This is a genomic window from Bacillus sp. MYb78 (assembly GCF_002975115.1).
GTDB lineage: Bacteria > Bacillota > Bacilli > Bacillales > Bacillaceae_G > Bacillus_A > Bacillus_A cereus.
The window spans coordinates 1-25,732 of the sequence record NZ_PCOB01000018.1; the positions used below are offsets into that span (position 1 = coordinate 1).

The window sequence follows — 25,732 nt, forward strand, 5'->3', positions numbered from 1 at the left end:
GTCCAACAGGTCCAACAGGTCCAACAGGTCCAACAGGTCCAACAGGTCCAACAGGCCCAACAGGTCCAACAGGCCCAACAGGTCTAACAGGTCTAACAGGTCCAACAGGTCTAACGGGTCTAACAGGTCCAACAGGTCCAACAGGCCCAACAGGTCTAACAGGTCCAACAGGTCCAACAGGTCCAACAGGTCCAACAGGTCCAACAGGTCCAACGGGTCCAACAGGTCCAACAGGTCCAACAGGTCTAACAGGTCCAACGGGAGCAACTGAAGGTTGTCTTTGTGATTGCTGTGTTTTCCCTATGCAGGAGGTTTTGCAACAACTTGTCGGGCAGACTGTGATTCTTGCCACTATTGCAGACGCACCAAACGTAGCCCCTCGTTTCTTTTTATTCAATATTACTTCCGTGAATGATTTTTTAGTTACAGTTACAGATCCAGTTAGTACCACAACCTTCGTGGTCAATATTTCTGATGTAATAGGGGTAGGGTTTTCACTAACAGTACCACCTCTAACATTACTTCCACCTGCCGATTTAGGGTGCGAATGTGATTGTCGTGAACGACCAATTAGAGAATTACTAGATACACTGATTGGTTCTACAGTGAATCTTTTAGTAAGTAATGGTTCTATTGCAACAGGCTTTAATGTGGAACAAACAGCTCTTGGTATAGTGATAGGTACTTTGCCAATACCTATAAATCCACCTCCACCTACACTCTTTAGATTCGCTATTTCAACTTGTAAAATTACAGCTGTGGATATAACTCCTACTGGGACATAGTTCATTTCTTTCAAGAGGTCCCGTTGTAATTTTTCTAAACTTGAGGAAAAATATATAATAGAAGAAAAATGAAAAATTCATTAGCTTTGTTATCACCCTGTTGGTAACAACCTCATGCGCTTAATGGCCACAAAAAATATCTATTTCGTCCCATTCGGTCAAGATGCGCCAGAGAAAAAACCGAACTCAATGGTAGCTCGTATGGAGTTACTGGAAGATACAGTATTAGAAGCGCTGCAAGGAAAGCAATTGCAACCGGTGGTCGTAGAAAAATTCAGATATATGAATTAAAAAACGAAAAAAAACGGACAATTTTTGATGAAACCATCATTCTTACTGTAGAATATGATAAAATTAACGTTATTAAGATTAGAAGGGGTATTGTATACTCCTTCTGATTCTAAGTTATAGAAGGATTGGTATCTAGAAAGGGGCATAGTGATGGAAAAGCAAAAAACTTTTCATGTCGCTGTAGTTGGAGCAACCGGCGCAGTTGGTGAACAAATGTTAAATACTTTAGAGAAACGAGAATTTCCAATCGGGAAATTAACGTTACTTTCATCTAAACGATCTGCAGGTAAGAAACTTGTATTTAAAGGCGAAGAATTTACAGTTCAAGAGGCAACTCCTGAAAGCTTTGAAGGAGTAGATATCGCACTATTTAGTGCTGGTGGATCTGTATCGAAACAATTAGCGCCAGAAGCAGCAAAACGCGGTGCGATTGTTGTTGATAATACAAGTGCATTCCGTATGACAGAAAACGTGCCACTTGTTGTACCTGAAGTAAATGAAAACGACTTAAAAGAACATAATGGTATTATTGCAAATCCAAACTGTTCTACAATTCAAATGGTAGTAGCTCTTGAGCCAGTTCGTCAGCAATATGGTTTAAAACGAGTAATCGTTTCCACATATCAAGCTGTATCAGGTGCTGGTGCGGCAGCTATTGAAGAACTTCATGAACAATCACAAGCAATCTTAAATGGCGAAGAAGTTAAGGCAAATGTTCTTCCTGTATCAGGTGATAAGAAGCATTTCCCAATTGCTTTTAATGCGATTCCACAGATTGATAAGTTCCAAGATAATGGATTTACATTTGAAGAAATGAAAATGATTAACGAAACAAAAAAAATTATGCATATGCCTGAATTAGAAGTAGCGGCAACATGTGTACGTTTACCAGTTGTATCAGGACACTCTGAGTCTGTTTACATCGAAGTAGAAAAAGAAGGCGTAACAGTAGCAGAATTAAAGAGCTTACTTGCAAATGCGGAAGGTATTGTTCTGCAAGATAATCCAGAAGAGCAGTTATATCCAATGCCAGCTACTGCAGTAGGTAAAAACGAAGTATTCGTTGGAAGAATCCGTAAAGATTTAAATAACGATAAAGGATTCCATCTTTGGGTCGTATCTGATAACTTATTAAAAGGCGCTGCATGGAATTCTGTTCAAATTGCAGAGCGCTTAGTAAAATTACAATTAGTGTAAACGGCTAAGAGAAGGTGCAAAATATGAAAATAATTGTTCAAAAATTTGGTGGCACATCAGTACGTGATGACAATGGACGTAAGCATGCGCTTCATCATATAAAGAAATCATTAGCTGCTGGTTATAAAGTAGTTACTGTCGTATCTGCTATGGGTCGTAAAGGTGAACCATATGCAACGGATACGTTATTAAGTCTTGTAAATCAAGAGGAATCTACTATTTCTAAACGTGAGCAAGATTTATTATTATCGTGCGGAGAGTTAATCTCTGCAATTGTTTTCTCTAATATGTTGAATGAGAACGGTATAAAAGCAGCAGCATTAAATGGTGCACAAGCTGGTTTTGTAACGAATGATGACTTTACGAATGCAAAGATTATTGAAATGAATTGCGATCGTATACATGAAGAGTTAGAAAATGTAGATGTAATCGTCGTTACAGGATTCCAAGGGCAAACGAAAAAAGGTGATACGACAACACTTGGACGCGGAGGTAGTGATACTTCAGCTTCAGCATTAGGTGTTGCACTTCATGCTGAATACATCGATATATTCACTGATGTAGAAGGTGTTATGACTGCGGATCCTCGTATTGTAAAAGATGCACGTCATCTTCAAACTGTAACGTATAACGAAATTTGTAACATGGCTTATCAAGGTGCGAAAGTCGTTCATCCACGTGCAGTTGAAATTGCGATGCATGCAAAAGTGCCACTTCGTGTACGTTCTACGTATTCTGATAGTGAAGGTACGCTTATTTCAGCATATGACGGTGCTACAAGAGGTCGTGATGTAGAAGAACGACCTGTTACAGGTATCGCCCACGTATCAAACGTAACGCAAATTAAAGTGCTTGCAAAAGAAACGGCATATGATTTGCAACAACATGTGTTTAAAGAGATGGCGAACGAAGGAATAAGTGTCGATTTAATTAATATTTCACCTACTGGTGTAGCATATACGGTGAGTGATAATGTATCAAGTCATGCAGTTAAATTATTAAAGAACCTTGGATATGAGCCAATTGTGACAGAGCATTGTGCGAAAGTATCTATCGTTGGAGCTGGAATGGCAGGATACCCAGGGGTTACTGCGAAAATCGTTACAGCTTTAGCAGAAAAAGGTATTCAAATCCTGCAATCGGCAGATAGTCATACAACAATTTGGGTTCTTGTAAAAGAAACTGATTTAGTGGAGGCTGTAAATGCATTACATAGTGCGTTTGAGCTTTCAAAAGAAAAGCAACTGGAACAATAAGGAGTGAGACCATGATAGATTTTGGGACAATTGCAACCGCGATGGTAACACCGTTTGATATAAACGGGAATATCGATTTTGCAAAGACAACGAAATTGGTAAATTATTTAATTGATAACGGTACAACAGCAATCGTGGTAGGAGGAACGACAGGAGAATCTCCTACATTAACTTCAGAAGAGAAGGTAGCGTTATATCGCCATGTCGTATCTGTTGTCGATAAAAGAGTGCCCGTAATCGCTGGAACAGGTAGCAATAATACGCATGCTTCTATTGACTTAACTAAAAAGGCAACAGAAGTTGGTGTGGATGCAGTAATGCTAGTAGCACCGTATTATAATAAGCCGAGTCAAGAAGGAATGTATCAGCATTTTAAAGCAATTGCTGAAAGTACGCCGCTTCCGGTTATGCTATATAACGTTCCAGGACGATCTATTGTACAAATCTCCGTTGATACAGTTGTTCGTTTATCAGAAATAGAAAACATTGTTGCTATTAAAGATGCCGGCGGCGATGTGTTGACAATGACAGAAATCATTGAAAAAACAGCGGACGACTTTGCGGTATACAGCGGTGATGACGGTTTAACGTTACCGGCTATGGCAGTTGGGGCTAAAGGTATCGTTTCGGTAGCATCTCATGTTATCGGAAATGAAATGCAAGAAATGATTACAGCATTTCAAGCAGGAGAGTTTAAAAAGGCACAAAAATTACATCAATTACTTGTAAGAGTAACTGATTCGTTATTTATGGCGCCAAGTCCAACTCCAGTAAAAACAGCGTTACAAATGGTTGGATTAGATGTAGGTTCTGTACGTTTACCACTTCTTCCATTAACAGAAGAAGAAAGAGTAACGTTACAATCTGTAATGCAATCTATTCCTCGTTAATAAAAATGACCTAGTGTGAAACTAGGTCATTTTTTTATTGATATGAAAATGTTTGAATCTGTTTTAAAGTGAATCTTTTGTAAAATGATTTTAGGATCGCCTTTCTCGTCTGTATATGCCCCTATAATATAGAAAACATTTTATGTTGAAAACGAGTATATTACGCTACGCGTTCTCTACTTGTTAAAGTATGATATTGTTCTTTCATTAATTTGGTTCCAACATCTTTTTCTCGATAATGGCTGTCAAATCCTGCTAAAAATTTAACCTTATTAAATTTCTATTAGATTTTGTAATTCATAGCCTTTTGTCATGTAATGCAATGTTTATAAGAAAAGGATCTTACATCTTTAATTTTGTTGAAAAGTATTTGCTAGTACAGAAAATACTTTCGATTATGTTTTTATAGGAATTGCCTCAAATATGACGTAATCTATAAAAAAGCTTCATTTTATAAGTGTTTTTGTGCAATTCAAGAAAAAAATCTAGGAAATCCATCAAATGAAAGTAATTTAAAGTGTTTAAGTTTTTTTTCAAATAACATGGAGTATAAAAGCAGCGGAAATAAGCCATATACTTTTAGTGCTGTTCCTTTCTTTTACTTTTTCTTTCGCACGATTTAACTTGTGTTCTATTTCTTGTATCAGGTATAATATGGCTAAGTAGCTTAGTACGGGTATGCTTAGCAAAATTGGGAAAAATTATAATTTAATTAAATTTTCATATCATATCGAATAAGATATTTGATTTATATAATGAAAGAGAGGTGAAACCTGGTTTAAAAAATAAACAAGGACATGATATCGCATAACGGTAAGGACATTCGTCTTGGACGGTGAAAATATGGTGGTTGTAGAGTTTCCCCTGGTGTCTCTGCAATTTTAGTGAAATCAGTGTTTGCAAGATTTTTAAACCAGGCAACAACATGAAGAGAAAAGAGAATGAGTCTGTTAAAGTATTTGCTCTTGGTGGAGTAGGTGAAATCGGGAAAAACATGTACTGTGTTGAAATTGATTCTGAAATCTTTATCGTAGATGCGGGGTTAATGTTCCCGGGAGATGAAATGTTTGGAATTGATATCGTTATTCCTGATATTACATATTTAGTGGAAAATGAAGAGCGAGTAAAAGGTTTATTTATTACTCACGGTCATGAAGATCATATTGGTGGAATTGTGTATGTGCTTCGTAAATTATCTATTCCAGTCTATGCAACGAAATTAACAGTAGGACTTATACAAGAAAAACTTGGTGAAGCGGGCATGTTAGGCCGTGTAGACCTAAAAACAATCGATTCAAATTCAACAGTAGAGTTTAACACTACAACAGTGTCATTCTTCGGAACGACACATAGTATTCCGGATTCTGTTGGCGTTTGTTTCCATACATCAAAAGGTGCAATCGTATATACGGGAGACTTTAAATTCGATCAAACTCCAATTGGAAATAGTGGAGCAGATCTTGGGAAAATGGCGCAAATCGGAAATGAAGGTGTACTTTGCCTATTATCTGATAGTACAAATGCAGAGCGTCCAGGGTATACAGGTTCAGAAAAAGAAGTTGGTGTAGAAATTTCTAAAGTGTTCTACGGTGCAGAAGGTCGTATTATCGTTGCTTCATTTGCATCGAATGTACATCGTATTCAACAAGTATTTGATGCAGCTGCCGAAACAGGGCGAAAAGTAGCCGTAGTAGGACGTAGTATGGTGAAAGTAGTAGACATTGCAAGACGTCTTGGTTATTTAGATGTTCCAGAAGGTATGGTTATTTCATTACAAGAAGTAGACAACTTCCCAGAGAAAAAGGTAGCTATTTTAACGACAGGTAGTCAAGGTGAACCGATGGCTGCTCTATCTAGAATGGCAAAACAAGCACATAAACAAATTTCAATTCGTAAAGGTGATACTGTTATCATTGCTGCTTCGCCAATTCCGGGTAATGAAATATCTGTATCAAAAATTATTGATTTGTTATTTAGAGCTGGAGCTGAAGTTGTTTATTACGGCGAAAGAAAAGTTCACGTTTCAGGTCACGGTAGCCAAGAAGAATTAAAATTAATGTTAAATTTAATGAAACCGAAGTACTTTGTACCCGTACATGGCGAGTTTCGTATGCAAAAAGCACATGCGTATTTAGCTGAAGATGTAGGTATTACAAGAGAAAATATCTTTATCGTAGAAAAAGGCGATGTAATTGCTTTTGGTGACGATGAAGCGAACTTAGTCGGTAAAGTACAAGCTGGTAATGTTTTAATTGATGGATTAGGTGTAGGTGACGTTGGTAATATCGTTCTTCGAGATAGAAAGATGTTATCTCAAGATGGAATATTAGTAGTTGTTGTAACACTTGGTAAAGATGAAAAGAAAATTATCTCTGGTCCAGAAATCATTTCACGTGGTTTCGTATATGTTCGTGAATCAGAAGCGTTAATTGAACGATCTACAGAGATTGTACGTATGATTGTTGAGCAGTCAATTAAAGAATATTCGATTGAATGGTCAATGTTAAAACAAAATATTCGTGAATTATTAGGACAGTTCTTGTACGAAGAGACAAAGAGAAAACCTATGATTTTACCGATTATTATGGAAGTATAAAAAAGATCACCCTTATGGGTGATCTTTTTTTCTTTTTAACCCTATCGAATGAAATTTATAACTTAAGAAATAATAGTTATATACGAGTGAAAGGGGATGCGAAATGACAGAACGTGATCGATATACAAATGAAGAAAAAGAAGCTGAGCCAAAAGAAGCTGGAAAAGAGGCTTCAATAGTAGAAAAAATTCAACAGCTTGGACAGACAAATGTACCACAGATGAATGAATCACGTATTCATTGTTTAACGATTATCGGACAAGTGGAAGGTCATGTTCAATTACCGCCGCAAAATAAAACAACAAAATACGAGCATATCATTCCGCAAATTGTTGCGATTGAACAAAATCCAAAAATTGAAGGTTTGCTGTTAATATTAAATACGGTTGGAGGTGACGTTGAAGCTGGACTAGCAATTTCTGAAATGGTAGCTTCACTCTCAAAGCCAACAGTATCTTTAGTTTTAGGTGGGGGACATTCCATTGGTGTACCGATTGCTGTTTCTACTGACTATTCGTTTATTGCGGAAACTGCGACGATGACAATTCATCCAATTCGTTTAACAGGTCTTGTCATAGGTGTGCCACAAACATTTGAGTATTTGGATAAGATGCAAGAAAGAGTCATTCGTTTTGTGACGAAGCACTCGAAAGTAACAGAAGATCGTTTTAAAGAGCTTATGTTTGCGAAAGGAAATTTAACGCGAGATATTGGGACGAATGTAATTGGTGGGGATGCAGTAAAGTACGGTCTTATAGATGATGTTGGTGGTATTGGAAATGCAATTCGAAAATTAAACGAATTAATCGATGTTCGCGCGGAAGGTAGTGCAGAAGGGACAATGTTACAATGATTTTATATACAATTATGCCAGAGCAACTAGTGTATCCGGCCGATTATTCACAATGTGAAAGTCAAAAAGTTGTAAATATAAATGGTGTGGAATTAATGGTTTCTGAAGAGGAACATGGGTGTTATTCTATTGTACGTGTGCTAAGTACGGACCCACTTCACTATTTAGAGTTTGAGCCAGGTCAGAAAATAACCTTTTAGCAAAAAGAAGGATTTTGTTTAGAAGCTATGGTATAATATAAAAAACAAGACGGTTGAGCAGCCATGAGTAGGCTGCTTTCTTCTGTTTATTTAGCATTTTACAAGAAGTGTAAAAATAGAAGATATAAAGACCTGAAAAATAGAGAAAACAGACATATAAATAGAGCGTTTTTAGGAGAGCTTTACTTATATGTAGAACACGAGGTGAAGAAATGGCAAAACAAAAGCAAAGAGGGACGAAGGCAAAGGCAAGACGTACGATAAAGCCAACTTTGTATTATGAAATCGTCGGTTTAACTCTTTTTGCACTTTCAATCATTACGATTTTACAGCTAGGCGTTGTAGGGAAATCGTTTGTGTTATTTTTTCGCTTCTTCTTTGGTGAGTGGTACATAATTGGTGTGTTAGGTGTAATAGCTTTATCGGTTTCCTTTGTTATAAAACGCGGATGGCCGAACCTTTTAAATAAACGGTTAATTGGATTTTATTTAATTGTATTGGCAATATTAATGTTTAGTCATATTACATTATTTAACCTTCTTACAAAAGATGGAGCAGTGCAAAATACTTCTGTTATTGTGAGTACGAAAGATAACTTCTTTCTTGAAATGAAAAAAGGGCCAGATAGCGTTCATTTAGGTGGTGGTATGTTTGGTGCGCTTATGTTCGCGACATGTTACTTCCTATTCGACGAAGTAGGAGCCTATATCATTGGAATTATTTTAGTTATTCTCGGGGTACTCTGTATAACAAATAAACATATTGGAGAAGTGTTAGCTCCAGTTGGTAGAATTCTTAGAAGTCAATTTCAAGTGATACAAGGGGATTATAAAGATTGGAGATCCAAAAGAACGGCTGAACAAACAGAAAAGAAAAAAACAACAAGAAGTACAAGAAGCAAACGTGCTGCAGAACAAGAAGAAGTTATTGAGCCGATGGAAGAAATCCAAATTGATCCGCCAATTATTTCAAATTTCACTGAGAATTATCCTGTAAATGAAGAAGAGGATAAACGAATTGAAGTAGAGCAAGAAGATTTGATCACTTCACCGTTTATTGAAGAGACTCCACCAATTGAAGAATCAAAGAAAAAGCGTGGAGAAAAAATCGTTGAATCGTTAGAGAGTGAAGCGCAAGCACCTCCTATGCAATTTTCAAATGTAGAAAATAAAGATTACAAGCTTCCTTCACTTGATATATTAAAATTTCCAAAGAATAAGCAAGTTACAAATGAAAACGCGGAAATTTATGAGAATGCTCGTAAATTAGAACGTACATTCCAAAGTTTCGGAGTGAAAGCGAAAGTAACCAAAGTGCATAGAGGTCCTGCAGTTACAAAATATGAAGTGTATCCTGATATGGGGGTAAAGGTAAGCAAAATTGTCAGTTTAAGTGATGATTTAGCCCTTGCTTTAGCTGCAAAGGACATTCGTATTGAGGCGCCAATTCCCGGGAAATCAGCTGTAGGGATCGAAGTTCCGAACTCAGAAGTTTCGATGGTAACGCTGAGGGAAGTTCTTGATTCTAAGGCTAATAATCATCCGGAAGAGAAGTTGTTAATTGGTCTTGGCCGAGATATTACAGGTGAAGCTGTATTAGCCCGTTTAAATAAAATGCCCCATTTACTCGTAGCTGGTGCGACAGGTAGCGGGAAAAGTGTATGTATTAATGGTATTATTGTTAGTATTTTAATGCGTGCAAAACCGCATGAAGTAAAATTAATGATGATTGACCCGAAAATGGTAGAGTTAAATGTATATAACGGTGTGCCTCATTTGTTAACGCCAGTTGTAACTGATCCGAAAAAAGCATCGCAAGCATTGAAAAAAGTTGTGAGTGAGATGGAACGTCGTTATGAATTATTTGCTCATAGTGGTACACGTAACATTGAAGGATACAATGATTATATAAAAGAACATAATAGTCAATCAGAAGCGAAACAACCCGAATTACCGTATATTGTAGTAATTGTGGACGAGTTAGCAGATTTAATGATGGTTGCTTCGTCTGATGTAGAGGATGCGATTATGCGTCTAGCGCAAATGGCTCGTGCTGCTGGTATTCATTTAATTATTGCAACGCAACGTCCGTCAGTTGACGTTATTACGGGTGTTATTAAAGCAAATATTCCATCACGTATTGCATTCGCTGTATCTTCTCAAACAGATTCTCGTACAATTCTTGACGGTGGTGGTGCAGAAAAGCTACTAGGTCGTGGCGACATGCTGTTTATACCAATTGGTGCATCGAAACCTGTACGTGTACAAGGCGCATTTTTATCAGATGATGAAGTTGAGAGAGTTGTAGAATATGTTATTGGACAGCAAAAAGCACAATATCAAGAAGATATGATTCCGCAAGATGTTCCTGATACGAAGCAGGAAGTAGAAGATGAATTATATGATGAAGCGGTTCAACTTGTAGTGGAAATGCAAACAGCATCTGTTTCTATGCTACAACGTAGGTTTAGAGTAGGTTATACGCGAGCTGCTCGTCTAATTGATGCAATGGAAATGAATGGTGTAGTAGGTCCATATGAAGGTAGTAAACCGAGAGAAGTACTCATTAATGATGTACAAGAAAAAAGTTCTTAAAAAAAGCCTAATTGTTTTTACAATTAGGCTTTTTTATATAGTGTTTTTGTTATATACTATACTCAGCAATAAAGAAAGGGCTTACATTTATAGGGTCCCTATAGAATACGAATACTTTGAGTATGTTTTATGTAAATGTTCGATATTTAATGCAGAAAAATGTTGGATTTTGTTGACACGTATGAGAGCAAGTGGTAAGATTACTTCGAAAAGAATCACTGCCTCATATAATCTTGGAGATAAGGTCCATAAGTTTCTACCTGGCAACCATGAATTGCTAGACTATGAGGGGAAAAGTGTGTAACAAAGGATGTAAAGGATCTTTGTGCCGAACTTTTTCTCGAAATGAGGAATGTTTATGGTGCAAAGTTTTTTTTATACAGTAAAGAGTGAAAATTTCATCTTAAAAAATTATTATTATTTATTCGACAATTGCGCTTATTTTTAGTAGTTAGTCATTTGTACTATGTTGTAAGTTGAAAAAAGAGAAAAGAAGTCTTACATCAGAGGTCGAATAATTGAAATGCGGGGGAGTCTTATGTCAGTAAAATCCGATAGTCGTCACCTATATTTACGGGTGATTGATCACATCAAAGAAAAAATTAAAGATGGGGCTTATAAAGAACGACAAAAGTTACCATCAGAGTTTGATTTAGCGAAAGAACTTGGCGTAAGTAGAGCGACTTTAAGGGAAGCATTACGTATTTTAGAAGAAGAAAATGTTGTCATTCGTAGACATGGTGTAGGGACATTTGTAAATGCAAAGCCATTATTTTCTTCTGGAATAGAACAACTTTCTAGTATTACAGATATGATTTCTAGTGTGGGGAAAACACCAGGAACAATCTTTTTATCATCATCTACTACAACTTTAACTGAAGAGGAAAAAGAGAAGTTTAATAGTGAAGATGGTTTTAATGCAGTGATGATTGAACGCGTGCGTACAGCAGATGGGGAACCTGTTGTGTATTGTATCGATAAACTTGCAAAAGAAATATTGCCAGATTTATCGGGTTACAATGAGGAATCATTATTAACGGTGATACATAATAACACGCATAAGCGCATAACATATGCGGTTGCTCACATTGAGCCAATTGGCTATCATCCGAAAATCTCACCGATTTTAGAATGTGAGCCTGAAACAGCACTGCTTGTATTAAAACAAATGCACTATGATCAAAATGATGAGCCAATCTTATATTCTATCAATTACTTTAGAGCTGATAAATTTAGCTTCCACGTATTAAGAAAGCGTATGTAGGTAAATTCCTTTTTAGGGAGGTGACAGCAAGAAGTAAGGGACAGCAGCGTAAGAATAAATAAATATATATCATTTTTGGAGGGGTTTCTAGTATGAAGAAAAAAGCAGGCCTTTTATTATCATTAACATTAGCAGCAAGTACAGTTTTAGGTGCATGTGGTAACTCGGATAAGGCGAGCAGTGATAAGAAAGACACGAAAGACAATAAAGACTTCAAGGTTGGTCTCGTAACAGATGTTGGGGGCGTTGATGATAAATCATTTAACCAATCTTCTTGGGAAGGGTTACAAAAGTTTGGTAAAGATAATGGTTTAAAAGAAAAGACAAATTATCGTTACCTTCAGTCTGAAAAAGAAGCTGATTATATTCCGAATTTGAAAAAATTCTCAAAAGATAAATATGATTTAACTTTCGGAATTGGTTATAAATTAGAAGGTGCAATTAAAGAAGTTGCAAAAGAATCTTCAAAACAACAATTTGCAATCGTAGATACTGTTGTAGATGCACCGAACGTAACGAGCATTACATTTAAAGATCATGAAGGATCATTCCTTGTAGGTGCAGTAGCGGCTATGTCAACAAAATCGAATAAAGTAGGATTTGTTGGTGGAATGAAGAGTGATTTAATTAGTAAATTTGAAAATGGATTTAAGGCTGGTGCAAAGGCAGTAAATCCAAACATTGAAATCGTATCTGAATATGCAGAAGCATTCGATAAGCCTGAAAAAGGTACAGTTCTTGCTTCAGCAATGTACGGTCAAGGCGTAGATGTAATTTATCATGCTGCTGGTGGTACAGGTAACGGTGTGTTCACTGAAGCGAAAAACCGTAAGAAAAAAGGTGAAAATGTTTGGGTAATCGGTGTTGACCGTGACCAACATCAAGAAGGTATGCCTGAAAATGTAACATTAACTTCAATGATAAAACGCGTTGATGTAGCTGTAGAAAAAGTAGCTAAAGAAGCAAAAGATGGAAAGTTAAAAGGTGGAAAAATTGAAGCGTTTGGCTTAAAAGATGACGGTATTGGTATTTCAAAAACAACTGATAACGTGAAAAAAGTTAACCCTGAAATTTTAACAAAAGTAGAAGAATTTGAAAAGAAAATTACAGACGGTGAAATTAAAGTACCGGCTACAGATAAAGAGTATAAAGAATATGAAGCTTCTCTAAAAAAATAAATAGAGAAATAGCAAAGGTTAGTTCATAGAACTAACCTTTGTATGTATAAAACTTCCGAATTGCTTAATAAGTTAATAGTGTAATAGGGGAATGTTCCCTGTTAAAAGGAGGAACACAATGGAATACGTAATTGAAATGAATAATATTACGAAAGTATTCCCAGGCATTGTAGCGAATGATGATATTACGCTGCAAGTAAAGCAGGGTGAGATACATGCTTTACTTGGAGAAAATGGTGCAGGGAAATCCACATTGATGAATGTACTATTTGGTTTGTACCAACCAGAACAAGGTGAAATTAAAATTAAAGGAAAGTCTGTAAACATTACCAATCCGAATGTGGCAAATGACCTTGGTATTGGAATGGTTCATCAGCACTTTATGCTTGTTCATAATTTTACAGTTACAGAGAATATTATTCTCGGAAATGAACCGAAGAAAAAAGGGAAAATTGCTGTTGAGGAAGCTGCTAAAGAAATTCAAAAGCTGTCTGAACAATACGGCTTAGCTGTAGATCCATATGCGAAAATACAGGATATTTCAGTTGGTATGCAACAGCGTGTTGAGATTTTGAAAACTCTTTACCGCGGTGCAGAAATTTTAATATTTGATGAACCGACAGCTGTGTTAACACCACAAGAAATTCATGAGCTAATTCAAATTATGAAAAAGCTTGTGCAAGAAGGAAAATCTATTGTTCTTATTACACATAAGTTGAAAGAAATTATGGAAGTTTGCGATCGTTGTACGATTATTCGTAAAGGAAAAGGGATTGGAACGGTTGACGTTGCAAATACGGATGAAAATAAACTTGCAGAATTAATGGTCGGACGTCAAGTGAATTTTAAAACAGAAAAAATAGACGCGAAGCCAAAAGAAGAGGTACTTTCAATTGCAAACCTTGTTGTTCACGATGCACGTCAACTACCTGCTGTAAAAGGCCTTGACTTAACTGTTCGTGCGGGGGAAATTGTTGGGATTGCAGGAATTGATGGAAACGGACAAAGTGAATTAATAGAAGCAATTACTGGTTTACGAAAAGTTGAGTCAGGTTCTATTGCAATTAGAGGAAAAGAAATAACAAATTGGCCTGTTAGAAGAATAACAGAAGAGGGAATTGGTCATATTCCAGAAGATCGTCATAAACACGGACTCGTTCTTGATTTTTCTGTTAGAGATAATATAGTTCTGCAAACGTACTATAAAAATCCGTTTTCAAAGAAAGGGATTTTAAATTTCAGCAAAATTACAGAAAAAGCAAAGGCTCTTATTGAACAGTTTGATGTACGTACACCTAGTGAGCAAACGTTAGCACGCGCTCTATCTGGGGGGAATCAACAAAAAGCAATTATTGCACGTGAAGTAGACCGTGATCCAGATTTATTAATCGCGGCACAGCCAACACGTGGTTTAGATGTAGGAGCAATTGAATTTATTCATAAGAGATTAATAGAGCAAAGGGATAAAGGAAAAGGTGTACTACTTTTATCACTAGAGTTAGATGAAATCTTAAATGTTAGCGATCGAATTGCTGTTATTTATGAAGGGAAAATTGTAGCAATAGTTGATGCGAAAGAAACGAATGAACAACAGCTTGGATTGTTAATGGCTGGAGGAACAAAGAAGGAGCAGGTGGGTACCAATGGCTAAAAAACTTTTAACAGAGCGAACGATAAATATTTTAGTCCCAGTACTATCCGTTATTTTCGGCTTACTTGTAGGAGCAATTGTAATGCTAGTTAGTGGCTATGACCCAATTGTTGGTTATAGTGCACTTTGGACAGGTATGTTCGGTAGCGCAAGTGCGATTGGTGAAACGCTTCGTACAATGATACCGCTTATTCTTGCTGGTTTATCGGTGGCGTTTGCATTTCGTACAGGTTTATTTAATATCGGGGTAGAGGGTCAATTGTTAGTTGGTTGGCTTGCGGCGGTTTGGTTCGGTTATGCAGTCTCACTACCAGCTTTCCTTCATATTCCATTATCTATTTTATTCGCAGCATTGGTGGGCGGAATTTGGGGCTTCATTCCGGGATATTTAAAAGGAAAGTTTCAAGTGAATGAAGTTATTGTAACCATTATGATGAACTATATCGCGTTGTATGTAACATATGACATTATTAAGCGTTTCTTACATGCGGGTAATGACAAAACGTATGATATTAAAGAGAGTGCGTCACTATCTTCAGACTGGCTTGCTTCTATTACTGATGGTTCACGTCTACACTGGGGAATTATTGTAGCAATTTTAATCGCTATTTTAATGTGGTTCTTATTAGATAGAACAACTTTAGGTTACGAATTAAAGTCGGTAGGATTTAATCAGCATGCTTCTCAATATGCGGGTATGAAAGTTTCTCGTAATGTAGTATTTTCCATGACAATTGCTGGTGCATTTGCGGGGATTGGTGGAGCGATGGAAGGGTTAGGAACATTCCAGAGTATGACAGCGATGTCTTCGTTTACAGGAGTAGGATTTGACGGGATTGCTGTAGCATTACTTGGAGGGAATAATCCGTTTGGTATAATCCTTTCAGCTTTATTATTTGGTGGTTTGAAAAGTGCTTCCCCTCAAATGAACTTTGAGGCAGATGTACCATCAGAGCTTATTAATGTAATTATTGCATGTATCATCTTCTTTGTTGCATGTAGTTATGTGTTAAGATGGGCGCTTACACGCATGAGCAAGGAGGGGAAATAAATGAGCTTTTTAGATATATTAGCCATTCTTGTGACGGGTACGTTATATACATCAGCACCTATAATTTTCACAGCATTAGGTGGTGTATTTAGTGAAAGATCGGGTGTTGTAAATATCGGATTAGAAGGACTAATGCTATTTGGTGCATTTATTGGAGTAGTTACAAACTTATTAATGGGTGATACTTGGGGAACGATGACTCCATGGATTGCGTTATTATTTGCGGCAATTGGTAGTGGATTATTTGCATTACTTCATGCGGTAGCCTCTATTACATTCCGAGCGGATCAAGTTGTAAGTGGTGTAGCAATTAACTTCTTATCTCTTGGTTTAACAGTATTTGCAATTAAGAAGATTTTTGATAAAGGGCAGACTGACTTTATTCAGTATCGTATTGAAAAGATTGATATTCCAGGCCTTTCGGATATTCCGGTTTTAGGGAAAATATTTTTCTCGAACGTACCAATAACTTCGTATATTGCCATTATTTTAGCATTCGTTGTTTGGTATGTTATTTATAAAACACCGTTCGGTCTTCGTCTACGTGCTGTTGGTGAACACCCCATGGCAGCGGATACGATGGGGATTAACGTATATAAAATGCGCTATATTGGAGTCTGTATATCAGGAGTGTTTGCTGGAATTGGTGGAGCGATATTTGCAATGTCAATTTCTAATAACTTCTCAGGGGCAACTATTACAGGACAAGGTTTCTTAGCTTTAGCGGCTATGATTTTTGGAAAATGGAATCCACTAGGCGCACTAGGTGCAGCTCTATTCTTTGGTTTTGCGCAATCTCTTAGTGTAACGGGCGGAACAATTCCTGTATTAGATCAAATTCCAAGTGTTTTATTAACGATATTACCATATGTATTCACAATATTAGCACTTGTCGGTTTTGTAGGCCGTTCTGAAGCTCCGAAAGCATTAGGAACTCCTTATGAAAAAGGAAAACGATAAGTATTTTATAAGTATAAAAAAGCTCGCACATTAGTGTGGGCTTTTTTACATAGAATATATTTAATACGGAATTTTACTATGTTCCTTACATATTAAAGTTTTTAGAAAGATCATATGTAAGCATAATAAGGAAGAAAAGTTGATTTTTCATTTCTAAAAACTGTATATTGAAGAGGAATATTCCTATATACGTAAAGGAGGGCTATAAATGAAACTAATGGAACAACAACTACATGAGTTAGGTGGTTTACGCGTACATATTATTCCGACTGATAAATATAAAACGAATACGTTTGTATTTCGTTTTAAAGCGCCTTTAAATGAAGAGACGGTGACAGAGCGTGCCCTATTGCCATACGTATTGCAAAGTGCGACAGAAAAATTACCTTCTGTAATTCGTCTTCGTCAATATTTAGAAGAATTATACGGGTCTTCTTTAGCGGTAGATGTAAGTAAAAAAGGAGAAGACCATATCATCTCCATTTATGTAGACATTGCAAATGAAGTATATTTACATGATGCACCACCGTTATTTGAAAAAGCGCTTTCTATGTTATCGGATATTGTGTTACATCCAGCAACGGAGGGGAACGGTTTCCTACCTTCTATCGTAGAAAGTGAAAAAAGAGCACTTTTACAGCGCATTGAAGCTACTTATGATGATAAAATGCGTTATGCAAACGAACGTTTAATTGAAGAAATGTGCAAAGTAGAACCGTATCGTTTAAGTGCAAATGGAAAAAAAGAGAGTGTTACTTCTATTACAAATGAAAGTCTGTATCAATATTATCAAAAGGTGTTAGCGGAAGATGAAATGGATCTATATATTATTGGTGATATTTCAGAAAATGCTGTTGATCTTGTAAGTAAGTATTTTTCTATTTCAGCTCGTCCAGTGAGAGAAAGAAATGTACTCCTTCATAGACGAAATAATGAAGAAAAAGAAGTTGTTGAAAAACAAGAATTAAAACAAAGTAAATTACACATCGGTTATCGTACATTTGTCACATATAAAGATGAAGATTATTTTGCATTGCAATTGTTCAATGGATTGTTTGGTGGTTTTTCTCATTCGAAGTTATTCGTAAATGTGCGTGAAAAAAATAGTTTAGCGTACTATGCAGCATCGCGCTTTGAAAGTCATAAAGGTTTATTATTTGTTATGTCAGGAATTGAAGCGAAAAATTATGAAAAAGCAGTTGAAATTATTAAAGAACAAATGCTTGCGATGCAAAACGGAGAGTTTTCTGAAGAAGAAATACATCAAACAAAAAGTGTCATCCAAAATCAAATATTAGAGGCGATTGATACACCGCGTGGATTTGTAGAAATGCTATATCATGGTATTATTTCAGATCGTACACGTCCAGTTGAAGAATGGCTTACAGGTATAGAAAGTGTGACAAAAGAAGAAATTGTAAAAGTTGCTAAAAATATTGAACTAGATACAATTTACTTTTTACAAGGAACGGAGGGAGAGTAAATGGAGAAAATTGTTTATGAGCAATTAAAAGAAACACTCTATTATGAAAAACTTCCTAATGGATTAGATGTATATGTTTTACCGAAACAAGGATTTAATAAAACATTTGCGACGTTTACGACGAAATATGGTTCAGTAGATAATACATTTGTACCATTAGGGAAAGAAGAAATGATTCGTGTACCTGATGGGATTGCACATTTTCTTGAGCATAAATTATTTGAAAAAGAAGATCACGATGCTTTCCAATTGTTTAGTAAACAAGGAGCATCGGCAAATGCTTTTACATCCTTCACACGAACAGCTTACCTTTTTTCATGTACTTCAAACGTAGAACAAAATTTAAATACATTGCTAAACTTTGTGCAAGAGCCTTATTTCTCTGAAAAAACAGTTGAAAAAGAGAAGGGGATTATTGGGCAAGAAATTCAAATGTATCAAGATAACCCAGATTGGCGTTTGTACTTTGGGTTAATTGATAGCTTGTTTGTAAAACACCCAATTAAAATTGATATTGCAGGGACAATCGAATCTATTAGTAAAATTACGAAAGATTTATTATATGAATGTTATGAAACATTTTATCATCCGAGCAATATGTTATTATTTGTTGTGGGTGCAATTGATCCAGAGAAAACAATGGATTTAGTACGTGAAAATCAAGCGAAAAAAGATTATAAAAACCAGCCAGAAATTGTGCGTTCATTTGAAGAGGAACCAAATGAGGTAAATGAAAAGAAAAAAATTATTTCAATGCCTGTGCAAACACCGAAATGTTTAGTTGGTATTAAAGCGACTAATTTAAAAGAAAAAGGGCAAGCGCTTTTAAAACAAGAAATTGCGCTTACGTTACTTTTAGATTATTTATTTGGAAAAAGTTCTGTTCATTACGAAGCTTTATATAATGAAGGGCTTATTGATGATTCATTCTCGTATGATTATACAGAAGAAAATAACTTCGGTTTTGCAATGGTTGGCGGTGATACGAAACAACCTGATGAATTGGCAGATCGTTTAAAAGATATTTTATTAAAAACAGATTATGATCAATTAGATGCGGTGGCATTAGAACGAGTGAAGAAAAAGAAAATTGGTGGTTTTTTACGCTCGTTGAATTCACCAGAATATATTGCAAATCAATTTACACGATATGCGTTTAATGAATCTAGTCTATTTGATGCATTGACTGTATTGGAAGGGCTAACCGTTCAAGACTTACAAGAAGTAGCAAAATTGTTGTTATCAGAAGAAAAAATGAGTGTTTGTCAGGTGTTACCGAAAAAATAACATTTTAAAGATACCCTCATCTTATCATTGAAAAATTGTAAGATGAGGGTATTATTTAGTTGTGTGAAAATTGAACTTGTAGAGATAAGAGAGGGAATTTATGAAAAAGTATGCGTTAGTAACTGGAGGGAGCGGGGGGATTGGCTCTGCTATTTCGAAACAATTAATTCAAGATGGATATACAGTTTATGTACATTACAATAACAGTGAAGGAAAGGTATTGGAATTGCAGAAGGAATGGGGGGAAGTTATCCCTGTTCAAGCGAATTTGGCTTCTAGTGATGGACCAGAGCAATTGTGGGGACAAATTGAACAGCCTATTGATGTTATTGTATATGCAGCTGGGAAGAGTATTTTTGGACTAGTAACAGATGTAACAAACGATGAATTGGATTATATGGTAGAACTTCAAGTGAAGAACGTATATAAATTACTTTCAATGGCACTTCCGCCTATGATTGGGAGGAGAAGTGGTAATATTGTAATTGTTTCATCTATATGGGGACAAATAGGGGCTTCTTGTGAAGTGCTTTATTCAATGGTAAAAGGGGCGCAAAATTCATATGTGAAAGCTTTAGCGAAAGAAGTGTCTTTAAGTGGATTACGTGTGAATGCGGTAGCACCAGGAGCAATTGAAACGGAAATGTTAAGTGTTTTTTCTGAAGAAGATAAAATGGGAATTGCTGAAGATATACCATTAGGTAGAATAGGGTTACCAGAAGAAGTAGCAAAAACAGTTGCATTCCTCGTATCACCAGGAGCATCTTACATAACTGGACAAATCATCGGAGTGAATGGCGGTTGGCATTGTTAAAAATTTCTTACATAAAAAATGAATAGTTGCACAAATTAAGCATGATTTTATTACTCAATAGTGAGGTGCTTAATTATGTCAGTATTAGATAATTTTGATCAGTGGAAGAGCTTTTTAGGAGATCGTTTAGAGCAAGCGCAAGGAAAAGGTTTAGACGGCGGTGCGGTATCAGATATGGCATTTCGTGTTGGCGACTACCTTGCTAATGAAGTAGAAGGACGCAATGACCAAGAGAAATTATTAGCTGAGCTTTGGAAAGTTGCTGATGAACAGGAGCAACATACAATCGCAAACTTAATGGTTAAGTTTGTACAACATAAGTAAAAGTAGAGAGGAGATTCTCCTCTCTACTTTTTTTGTATAATAATTACACAGGATAGATTATACATTTAGCTTCCCTATTAAGGTGAAATCATATAATATAGTACGTAGGTGTAAAGTAAGCAAGGGGAGTGATCTTGGATGATTGAATGGTATTTTGAATATGAAATACATAAAAACCGACCTGGCTTGCTTGGTGACGTTTCTTCGTTAATCGGTATGCTCGGCATTAATATTGTCACAATTAATGGTGTAGATAATGCACGACGTGGGTTACTTCTTATGTGTGATAATCAAGAGCAAATCTCTAGACTTGAATCAATTTTAAATACGATGGATAACATAACGGTAACGAAATATCGTCCGCCCAAGCTAAGAGATAAGCTAGCAGTTAGGCATGGTAGGTACATACAACGAGATGCAGATGATAAGAAAACATTTCGATTTGTGCGTGATGAATTAGGCTTACTGGTAGACTTTATGGCAGAAATTATGAAAAAAGAAGGCCATAAACTAATTGGGATACGCGGAATGCCTCGTGTCGGAAAAACAGAATCCATTGTTGCTGCAAGTGTTTGTGCAAATAAAAGGTGGTTATTTGTATCATCTACTCTTATTAAGCAAACTGTTCGTAGTCAATTAATTGAAGATGAGTATAGCGATGACAATATTTTCATCCTAGATGGAATTGTGTCAACGAAGCGTGCTAACGAAAGACATTGGCAGCTCGTTCGTGAAATTATGAGATTGCCTGCAACGAAAGTTGTAGAACATCCTGATGTATTTGTGAGTCAGTCAGAATACACATTGGATGATTTTGATTATATTATCGAGTTGCGTAACGATTATGATGAAGAAATTCAATATAATTTAGTAGATGAAATTGAGCAAGGTACGCAAAATAATTTCTCTATGTTTGACTTTTAAAGAAATATTGAGGTGTTAGTAGTGACGGAATTGGGACAAAAGCTGAAAGAAGCAAGAGAAGCAAAAGGCTTGACTATTGATCAGCTGCATGAGATTACAAAAATTCAAAAACGCCATTTAGTGGCAATTGAAGAAGGCAATTATGATGTATTGCCAGGAGCTTTTTATGCGCGTGCATTCATTAAACAATACGCAGATGCGGTTGGATTACATGGAGAGGAACTGCTTGTAGAACATCAGAGTACGATACCACAATCTGAAAAGCGTGAAGTTCCACAAGTATCAACGGGACAAAAAACACAAGAAACAATGCAAAAATCTTCATCATGGCCAGTTGCAGATCACATGCCGAAAATCTTAGTTGCGCTGTTAGTAATCGCAGTTGGAGTCGTAATCTGGTTTGTGTTTCAAGCGTTAACTGGAAAAGATGATGAAAAAGTTCCGAGTGCTCAAAGTGAGAAAATTGAAGTTCAAAAAGCAAAAGATTCTCCGTTAGATACGAAGAAAGATGAAGCGAAAGCGGAAGAGCCGAAAAAAGAGGAACCAAAGAAAGAAGAACCAAAGAAAGAGGAGCAACCAGCACCACCAACTGGACAGCAAGAAGTGAAAGTAGTTGGAACAACTGGTAAGGTATCTACTTTGGAAATTCATAATAATAAAACGTTAGAATTGGAAATTTCAGCGAAGGGTGCAAGTTATGTAGATGTTAAGGATGATGCGGGTAACGAAATTCTAAACACTACAGTACAAAGCGGTCAAACAGAAAAACGCGATGTATCAACATTAAAAGAAGTACGACTTAATATTGGAAGTGCACCGAATGTTGAAATTAAACTGAATGGCCAAGTGCTTGCTTTCCCGTTAGATCCACAAAAAGAATATCACCAAAGATTGGTGATTAAAAACCAAGGGATAGAGCAACCTGCACAATAACAGTCATCGCTTCGATGACTTTTTTTCGATGAACAAATGTTTTTGATATGATGGAGGAATAGCTGTGAATTTACCAAATAAAATTACAATATCTAGAATCTTCTTAATTCCAATTTTTATGGTAATTATGTTAGCGCCCTTTGATTGGGGTTCATACAAAATTGGTGATGTTGATTTGCCAATTCAACATTTAGTAGGGGCACTTATCTTTATCATTGCTTCAGCTACAGATTGGATTGATGGACATTACGCAAGAAAGTATAATCTTGTAACGAATTTAGGGAAGTTTCTTGACCCGTTAGCTGATAAATTACTTGTTTCGGCAGCACTTATTACATTGGTAGAGATGCAATATGTACCGGCTTGGATTGTTATTGTAATTATCAGTCGTGAGTTTGCTGTAACAGGTTTACGTCTTGTACTTGCTGGAACAGGGGAAGTAGTTGCGGCAAATCAGCTAGGGAAAATTAAGACATGGACACAAATTATTGCGATTGCAGCATATTTATTACACGATGTACCTTTAAATTTAATCCATATTCCAGTTGCTGATATCTTCATATGGATTGCATTAATCTTTACTGTTATTTCAGGATGGGATTATTTCTGGAAAAATAGAGCTGCTTTTGTAAACTCAAAATAGAAGTTTATGGGGGAATTGGGATGAATGCTGAGATTATTGCGGTTGGAACTGAATTATTACTTGGACAAATTGCAAATACAAATGCCCAGTTTTTATCTGAAAAGTTAGCTTCAATCGGAATTAACGTGTATTATCATACTGTTGTTGGTGATAATAATAAGCGACTGCAAAAGGCGATTGAAGCTGCGGAAGAACGTGCTGATATACTTATTTTCACAGGTGGATTAGGACCGACAAAAGATGATTTAACGAAAGAAACGATAGCTGCTAGTTTAGATGAAGAGCTTGTGTATGATGAAAAGGCATTAGCCTTAATAAGTAATTACTTTAAGCGTACAGGCCGTGAATTTACGGAGAATAATAAAAAGCAAGCGCTCGTTTTAAATGGAGCAACAGTATTTGCAAATGACCACGGTATGGCGCCGGGTATGGGGGTAAATAAGAACGGAAAAGTTTATATTTTATTACCAGGGCCGCCAAAAGAAATGAAACCAATGTATGTAAGTTACGTAGAGCCTTTTTTACGTAATTTTACAACAGGAGAAAACATTTATTCACGTGTGCTTCGTTTCTTCGGTATTGGGGAGTCCCAATTAGAGGTGAAAGTTCAAGATTTAATTGATGGACAAACAAACCCAACAATTGCCCCGCTAGCAAATGATGGAGAAGTGACATTACGTTTAACCGCTAAGCATCAAAATGTTAGAGAAGCGGAGAAACTAATTCAACATGTGGAAGATTTGATTTTAGAAAGAGTAGGAGAATTTTTCTACGGATATGACCAAGAATTTTTGCATTATAAGGCAATCGAGTTATTGAAGAGAAAAGGGTTAACTTTAGCATGTGCAGAAAGTTTAACAGGTGGTCTTTTTGGAAATCAAGTAACTGAAAATGCTGGTGTTTCTTCTGTATTTAAGGGCGGTGTCATTTGTTATCATAATGATGTGAAGCAACATGTTTTACGTGTGCCTGAAGAAGTATTGCATACTGATGGTGCAGTTAGTAAGGAATGTGCTCGTTATCTTGCTGAAAATGTTAAGGATTTATTAAAAGCGGATATCGGAATTAGTTTCACTGGGGTAGCAGGGCCAGATGCTTCAGAACAGAAAGAGCCAGGAACAGTATTTGTTGGATTAGCGATTAAAGGTGAACAAACTGCAGTCTTTCCTCTTAATTTAAGTGGAAGTCGTCAACAAATTAGAGAACGATCAGCAAAATATGGATTTTATCATTTATATAAAAAGCTAGAAGAGATATAAGTTTCTTCTAGCTTTTTTTATAGTTAAATTCCGTATTTGTGTGATGGAAAATAAAAAAATCGAATAAATGTTCGATTTTTGTTGGCAAATTGAATTGAAAATAGGTATAATAAGATTAGCAATTCAGTTAAGGAGGAATTTTGAATGAGTGATCGTCAAGCGGCATTAGATATGGCGTTAAAACAAATAGAGAAGCAATTCGGTAAAGGTTCAATTATGAAATTAGGAGAACAAGCGGAACGTAGAATTTCTACAATTTCAAGTGGTTCTTTAGCACTTGATGTGGCGCTAGGGGTAGGCGGATACCCACGTGGCCGTATTATCGAAATTTACGGACCTGAAAGTTCAGGTAAAACGACAGTTTCATTACATGCAATTGCAGAAGTACAGCGTCAAGGTGGACAAGCAGCATTCATCGATGCGGAGCACGCAATGGATCCTGTATATGCACAAAAATTAGGCGTTAACATAGATGAATTACTATTATCACAGCCTGATACAGGGGAGCAAGGATTAGAAATCGCAGAAGCACTTGTACGAAGTGGTGCGGTTGACATTATCGTAATTGACTCTGTAGCAGCTCTTGTACCGAAAGCAGAGATTGAAGGAGACATGGGTGACTCACACGTAGGTTTACAAGCACGTTTAATGTCACAAGCACTTCGTAAGCTTTCAGGAGCAATCAACAAATCAAAAACAATTGCAATCTTTATTAACCAAATTCGTGAAAAAGTTGGGGTTATGTTCGGAAACCCAGAAACAACTCCAGGTGGTCGTGCGTTGAAATTCTATTCAACTGTCCGTCTTGAAGTGCGTCGTGCGGAGCAATTAAAGCAAGGTAACGACATCGTTGGTAATAAAACAAAAGTAAAAGTAGTGAAAAATAAAGTAGCGCCACCATTCCGTGTTGCTGAAGTTGATATTATGTACGGAGAAGGTATTTCAAGAGAAGGTGAAATCTTGGATATGGCTTCTGAGCTTGATATCGTTCAAAAGAGCGGTGCTTGGTATTCTTATAATGAAGAACGTTTAGGACAAGGTCGTGAAAATTCGAAGCAATTCTTAAAAGAGAATACGGACTTAAGAGAGGAAATTGCCTTCTTTGTTCGTGATCATCACGGAATTGGTGAAGATTCTGGTGTGGAAGACACGGAAGATTCAACTCTTCAAGATTAAAAAATAAAAGACACGGGTCCCGTGTCTTTTATTTTTTACCTTCTATTAAAGGGGTATCTATCGTAGTGGTTAAAATATTTTTTTGACTCAAATGGGATGTGTAAAGAGGAATATTCATGCGTT

General features: G+C 36.4%; 22 protein-coding genes, 1 pseudogene and 1 riboswitch. All 23 genes and pseudogenes read left to right on the forward strand.

From position 1 onward, the window contains the following. On the forward strand, nt 1-785 hold a 785-nt coding region (locus CQ064_RS25050), incomplete at its 5' end, for a bclA protein (protein WP_105559703.1). Nucleotides 786-887: 102 nt separating this feature from the next. Beyond that, nucleotides 888-1,076: pseudogene (gene spoVFB / locus CQ064_RS25055) on the forward strand (dipicolinate synthase subunit B); the annotation flags it as partial. Nucleotides 1,077-1,226: 150 nt separating this feature from the next. Then, nucleotides 1,227-2,273 carry an aspartate-semialdehyde dehydrogenase gene (asd, locus tag CQ064_RS25060; protein ID WP_000414846.1) on the forward strand — a complete coding sequence of 349 codons (1,047 nt, stop codon included), beginning with the start codon at nt 1,227-1,229 and terminating at the stop codon, nt 2,271-2,273. 23 nt (nt 2,274-2,296) lie between these two features. Continuing rightward, complete coding sequence (gene dapG / locus CQ064_RS25065; protein WP_000692450.1) at nt 2,297-3,529, forward strand: aspartate kinase; 1,233 nt, start codon at nt 2,297-2,299, stop codon at nt 3,527-3,529. Nucleotides 3,530-3,540: 11 nt separating this feature from the next. Then, entirely contained in the window at nt 3,541-4,419 is an 879-nt protein-coding gene (gene dapA, locus CQ064_RS25070) for a 4-hydroxy-tetrahydrodipicolinate synthase (protein WP_000564763.1), read from the forward strand. A 925-nt stretch (nt 4,420-5,344) separates the two neighbouring features. After that, nucleotides 5,345-7,015 carry a ribonuclease J gene (locus CQ064_RS25075; protein ID WP_000823071.1) on the forward strand — a complete coding sequence of 557 codons (1,671 nt, stop codon included), beginning with the start codon at nt 5,345-5,347 and terminating at the stop codon, nt 7,013-7,015. 103 nt (nt 7,016-7,118) lie between these two features. Further along, nucleotides 7,119-7,868, forward strand: a complete 750-nt coding sequence (tepA, locus tag CQ064_RS25080) for a translocation-enhancing protein TepA (protein ID WP_000139807.1) — start codon at nt 7,119-7,121, stop codon at nt 7,866-7,868. Further along, nucleotides 7,865-8,068: a YlzJ-like family protein gene (locus CQ064_RS25085; RefSeq protein WP_000605020.1), complete on the forward strand. Its 204-nt coding sequence runs from the start codon at nt 7,865-7,867 to the stop codon at nt 8,066-8,068. Before tepA ends, CQ064_RS25085 begins: the two co-directional genes overlap by 4 nt. Before the next feature lie 212 nt (nt 8,069-8,280). Then, nucleotides 8,281-10,662: a DNA translocase FtsK gene (locus CQ064_RS25090; RefSeq protein ID WP_001118792.1), complete on the forward strand. Its 2,382-nt coding sequence runs from the start codon at nt 8,281-8,283 to the stop codon at nt 10,660-10,662. 203 nt (nt 10,663-10,865) lie between these two features. Next, nucleotides 10,866-10,967, forward strand: a riboswitch (purine riboswitch). A gap of 233 nt (nt 10,968-11,200) precedes the next feature. Further along, nucleotides 11,201-11,926 (forward strand): GntR family transcriptional regulator, encoded by a 726-nt coding sequence (locus tag CQ064_RS25100; protein WP_000114182.1) that lies wholly within the window; start codon nt 11,201-11,203, stop codon nt 11,924-11,926. A 92-nt stretch (nt 11,927-12,018) separates the two neighbouring features. Continuing rightward, nucleotides 12,019-13,104 carry a BMP family lipoprotein gene (locus tag CQ064_RS25105; RefSeq protein WP_000725769.1) on the forward strand — a complete coding sequence of 362 codons (1,086 nt, stop codon included), beginning with the start codon at nt 12,019-12,021 and terminating at the stop codon, nt 13,102-13,104. 118 nt (nt 13,105-13,222) lie between these two features. Further along, entirely contained in the window at nt 13,223-14,755 is a 1,533-nt protein-coding gene (locus tag CQ064_RS25110) for an ABC transporter ATP-binding protein (RefSeq protein ID WP_000456926.1), read from the forward strand. Then, complete coding sequence (locus tag CQ064_RS25115; RefSeq protein ID WP_001085254.1) at nt 14,748-15,806, forward strand: ABC transporter permease; 1,059 nt, start codon at nt 14,748-14,750, stop codon at nt 15,804-15,806. The genes CQ064_RS25110 and CQ064_RS25115 overlap by 8 nt, the downstream gene beginning before the upstream one ends. Next, nucleotides 15,807-16,766, forward strand: a complete 960-nt coding sequence (locus tag CQ064_RS25120) for an ABC transporter permease (protein ID WP_000008857.1) — start codon at nt 15,807-15,809, stop codon at nt 16,764-16,766. A gap of 208 nt (nt 16,767-16,974) precedes the next feature. Then, nucleotides 16,975-18,249, forward strand: a complete 1,275-nt coding sequence (gene yfmF, locus CQ064_RS25125) for an EF-P 5-aminopentanol modification-associated protein YfmF (RefSeq protein ID WP_000772415.1) — start codon at nt 16,975-16,977, stop codon at nt 18,247-18,249. Next, complete coding sequence (gene yfmH, locus CQ064_RS25130) at nt 18,250-19,536, forward strand: EF-P 5-aminopentanol modification-associated protein YfmH (protein WP_000411974.1); 1,287 nt, start codon at nt 18,250-18,252, stop codon at nt 19,534-19,536. A 100-nt stretch (nt 19,537-19,636) separates the two neighbouring features. Next, the gene (ymfI, locus tag CQ064_RS25135; RefSeq protein WP_000759628.1) at nt 19,637-20,350 is read left to right on the forward strand and encodes an elongation factor P 5-aminopentanone reductase; all 714 of its coding nucleotides are present in this window, start codon (nt 19,637-19,639) and stop codon (nt 20,348-20,350) included. Between the two features lie 75 nt (nt 20,351-20,425). Further along, entirely contained in the window at nt 20,426-20,674 is a 249-nt protein-coding gene (locus CQ064_RS25140) for a DUF3243 domain-containing protein (protein WP_000114444.1), read from the forward strand. 138 nt (nt 20,675-20,812) lie between these two features. Next, complete coding sequence (locus tag CQ064_RS25145) at nt 20,813-21,598, forward strand: DUF3388 domain-containing protein (protein WP_000574107.1); 786 nt, start codon at nt 20,813-20,815, stop codon at nt 21,596-21,598. 21 nt (nt 21,599-21,619) lie between these two features. Further along, nucleotides 21,620-22,531, forward strand: a complete 912-nt coding sequence (locus CQ064_RS25150) for a helix-turn-helix domain-containing protein (protein WP_000137473.1) — start codon at nt 21,620-21,622, stop codon at nt 22,529-22,531. A gap of 64 nt (nt 22,532-22,595) precedes the next feature. After that, complete coding sequence (pgsA, locus tag CQ064_RS25155) at nt 22,596-23,174, forward strand: CDP-diacylglycerol--glycerol-3-phosphate 3-phosphatidyltransferase (protein WP_001052967.1); 579 nt, start codon at nt 22,596-22,598, stop codon at nt 23,172-23,174. A 20-nt stretch (nt 23,175-23,194) separates the two neighbouring features. Beyond that, complete coding sequence (gene cinA / locus CQ064_RS25160; protein ID WP_000990687.1) at nt 23,195-24,433, forward strand: competence/damage-inducible protein CinA; 1,239 nt, start codon at nt 23,195-23,197, stop codon at nt 24,431-24,433. Between the two features lie 144 nt (nt 24,434-24,577). Further along, the gene (gene recA, locus CQ064_RS25165) at nt 24,578-25,609 is read left to right on the forward strand and encodes a recombinase RecA (protein ID WP_001283854.1); all 1,032 of its coding nucleotides are present in this window, start codon (nt 24,578-24,580) and stop codon (nt 25,607-25,609) included. Nucleotides 25,610-25,732: the final 123 nt, after the last annotated feature.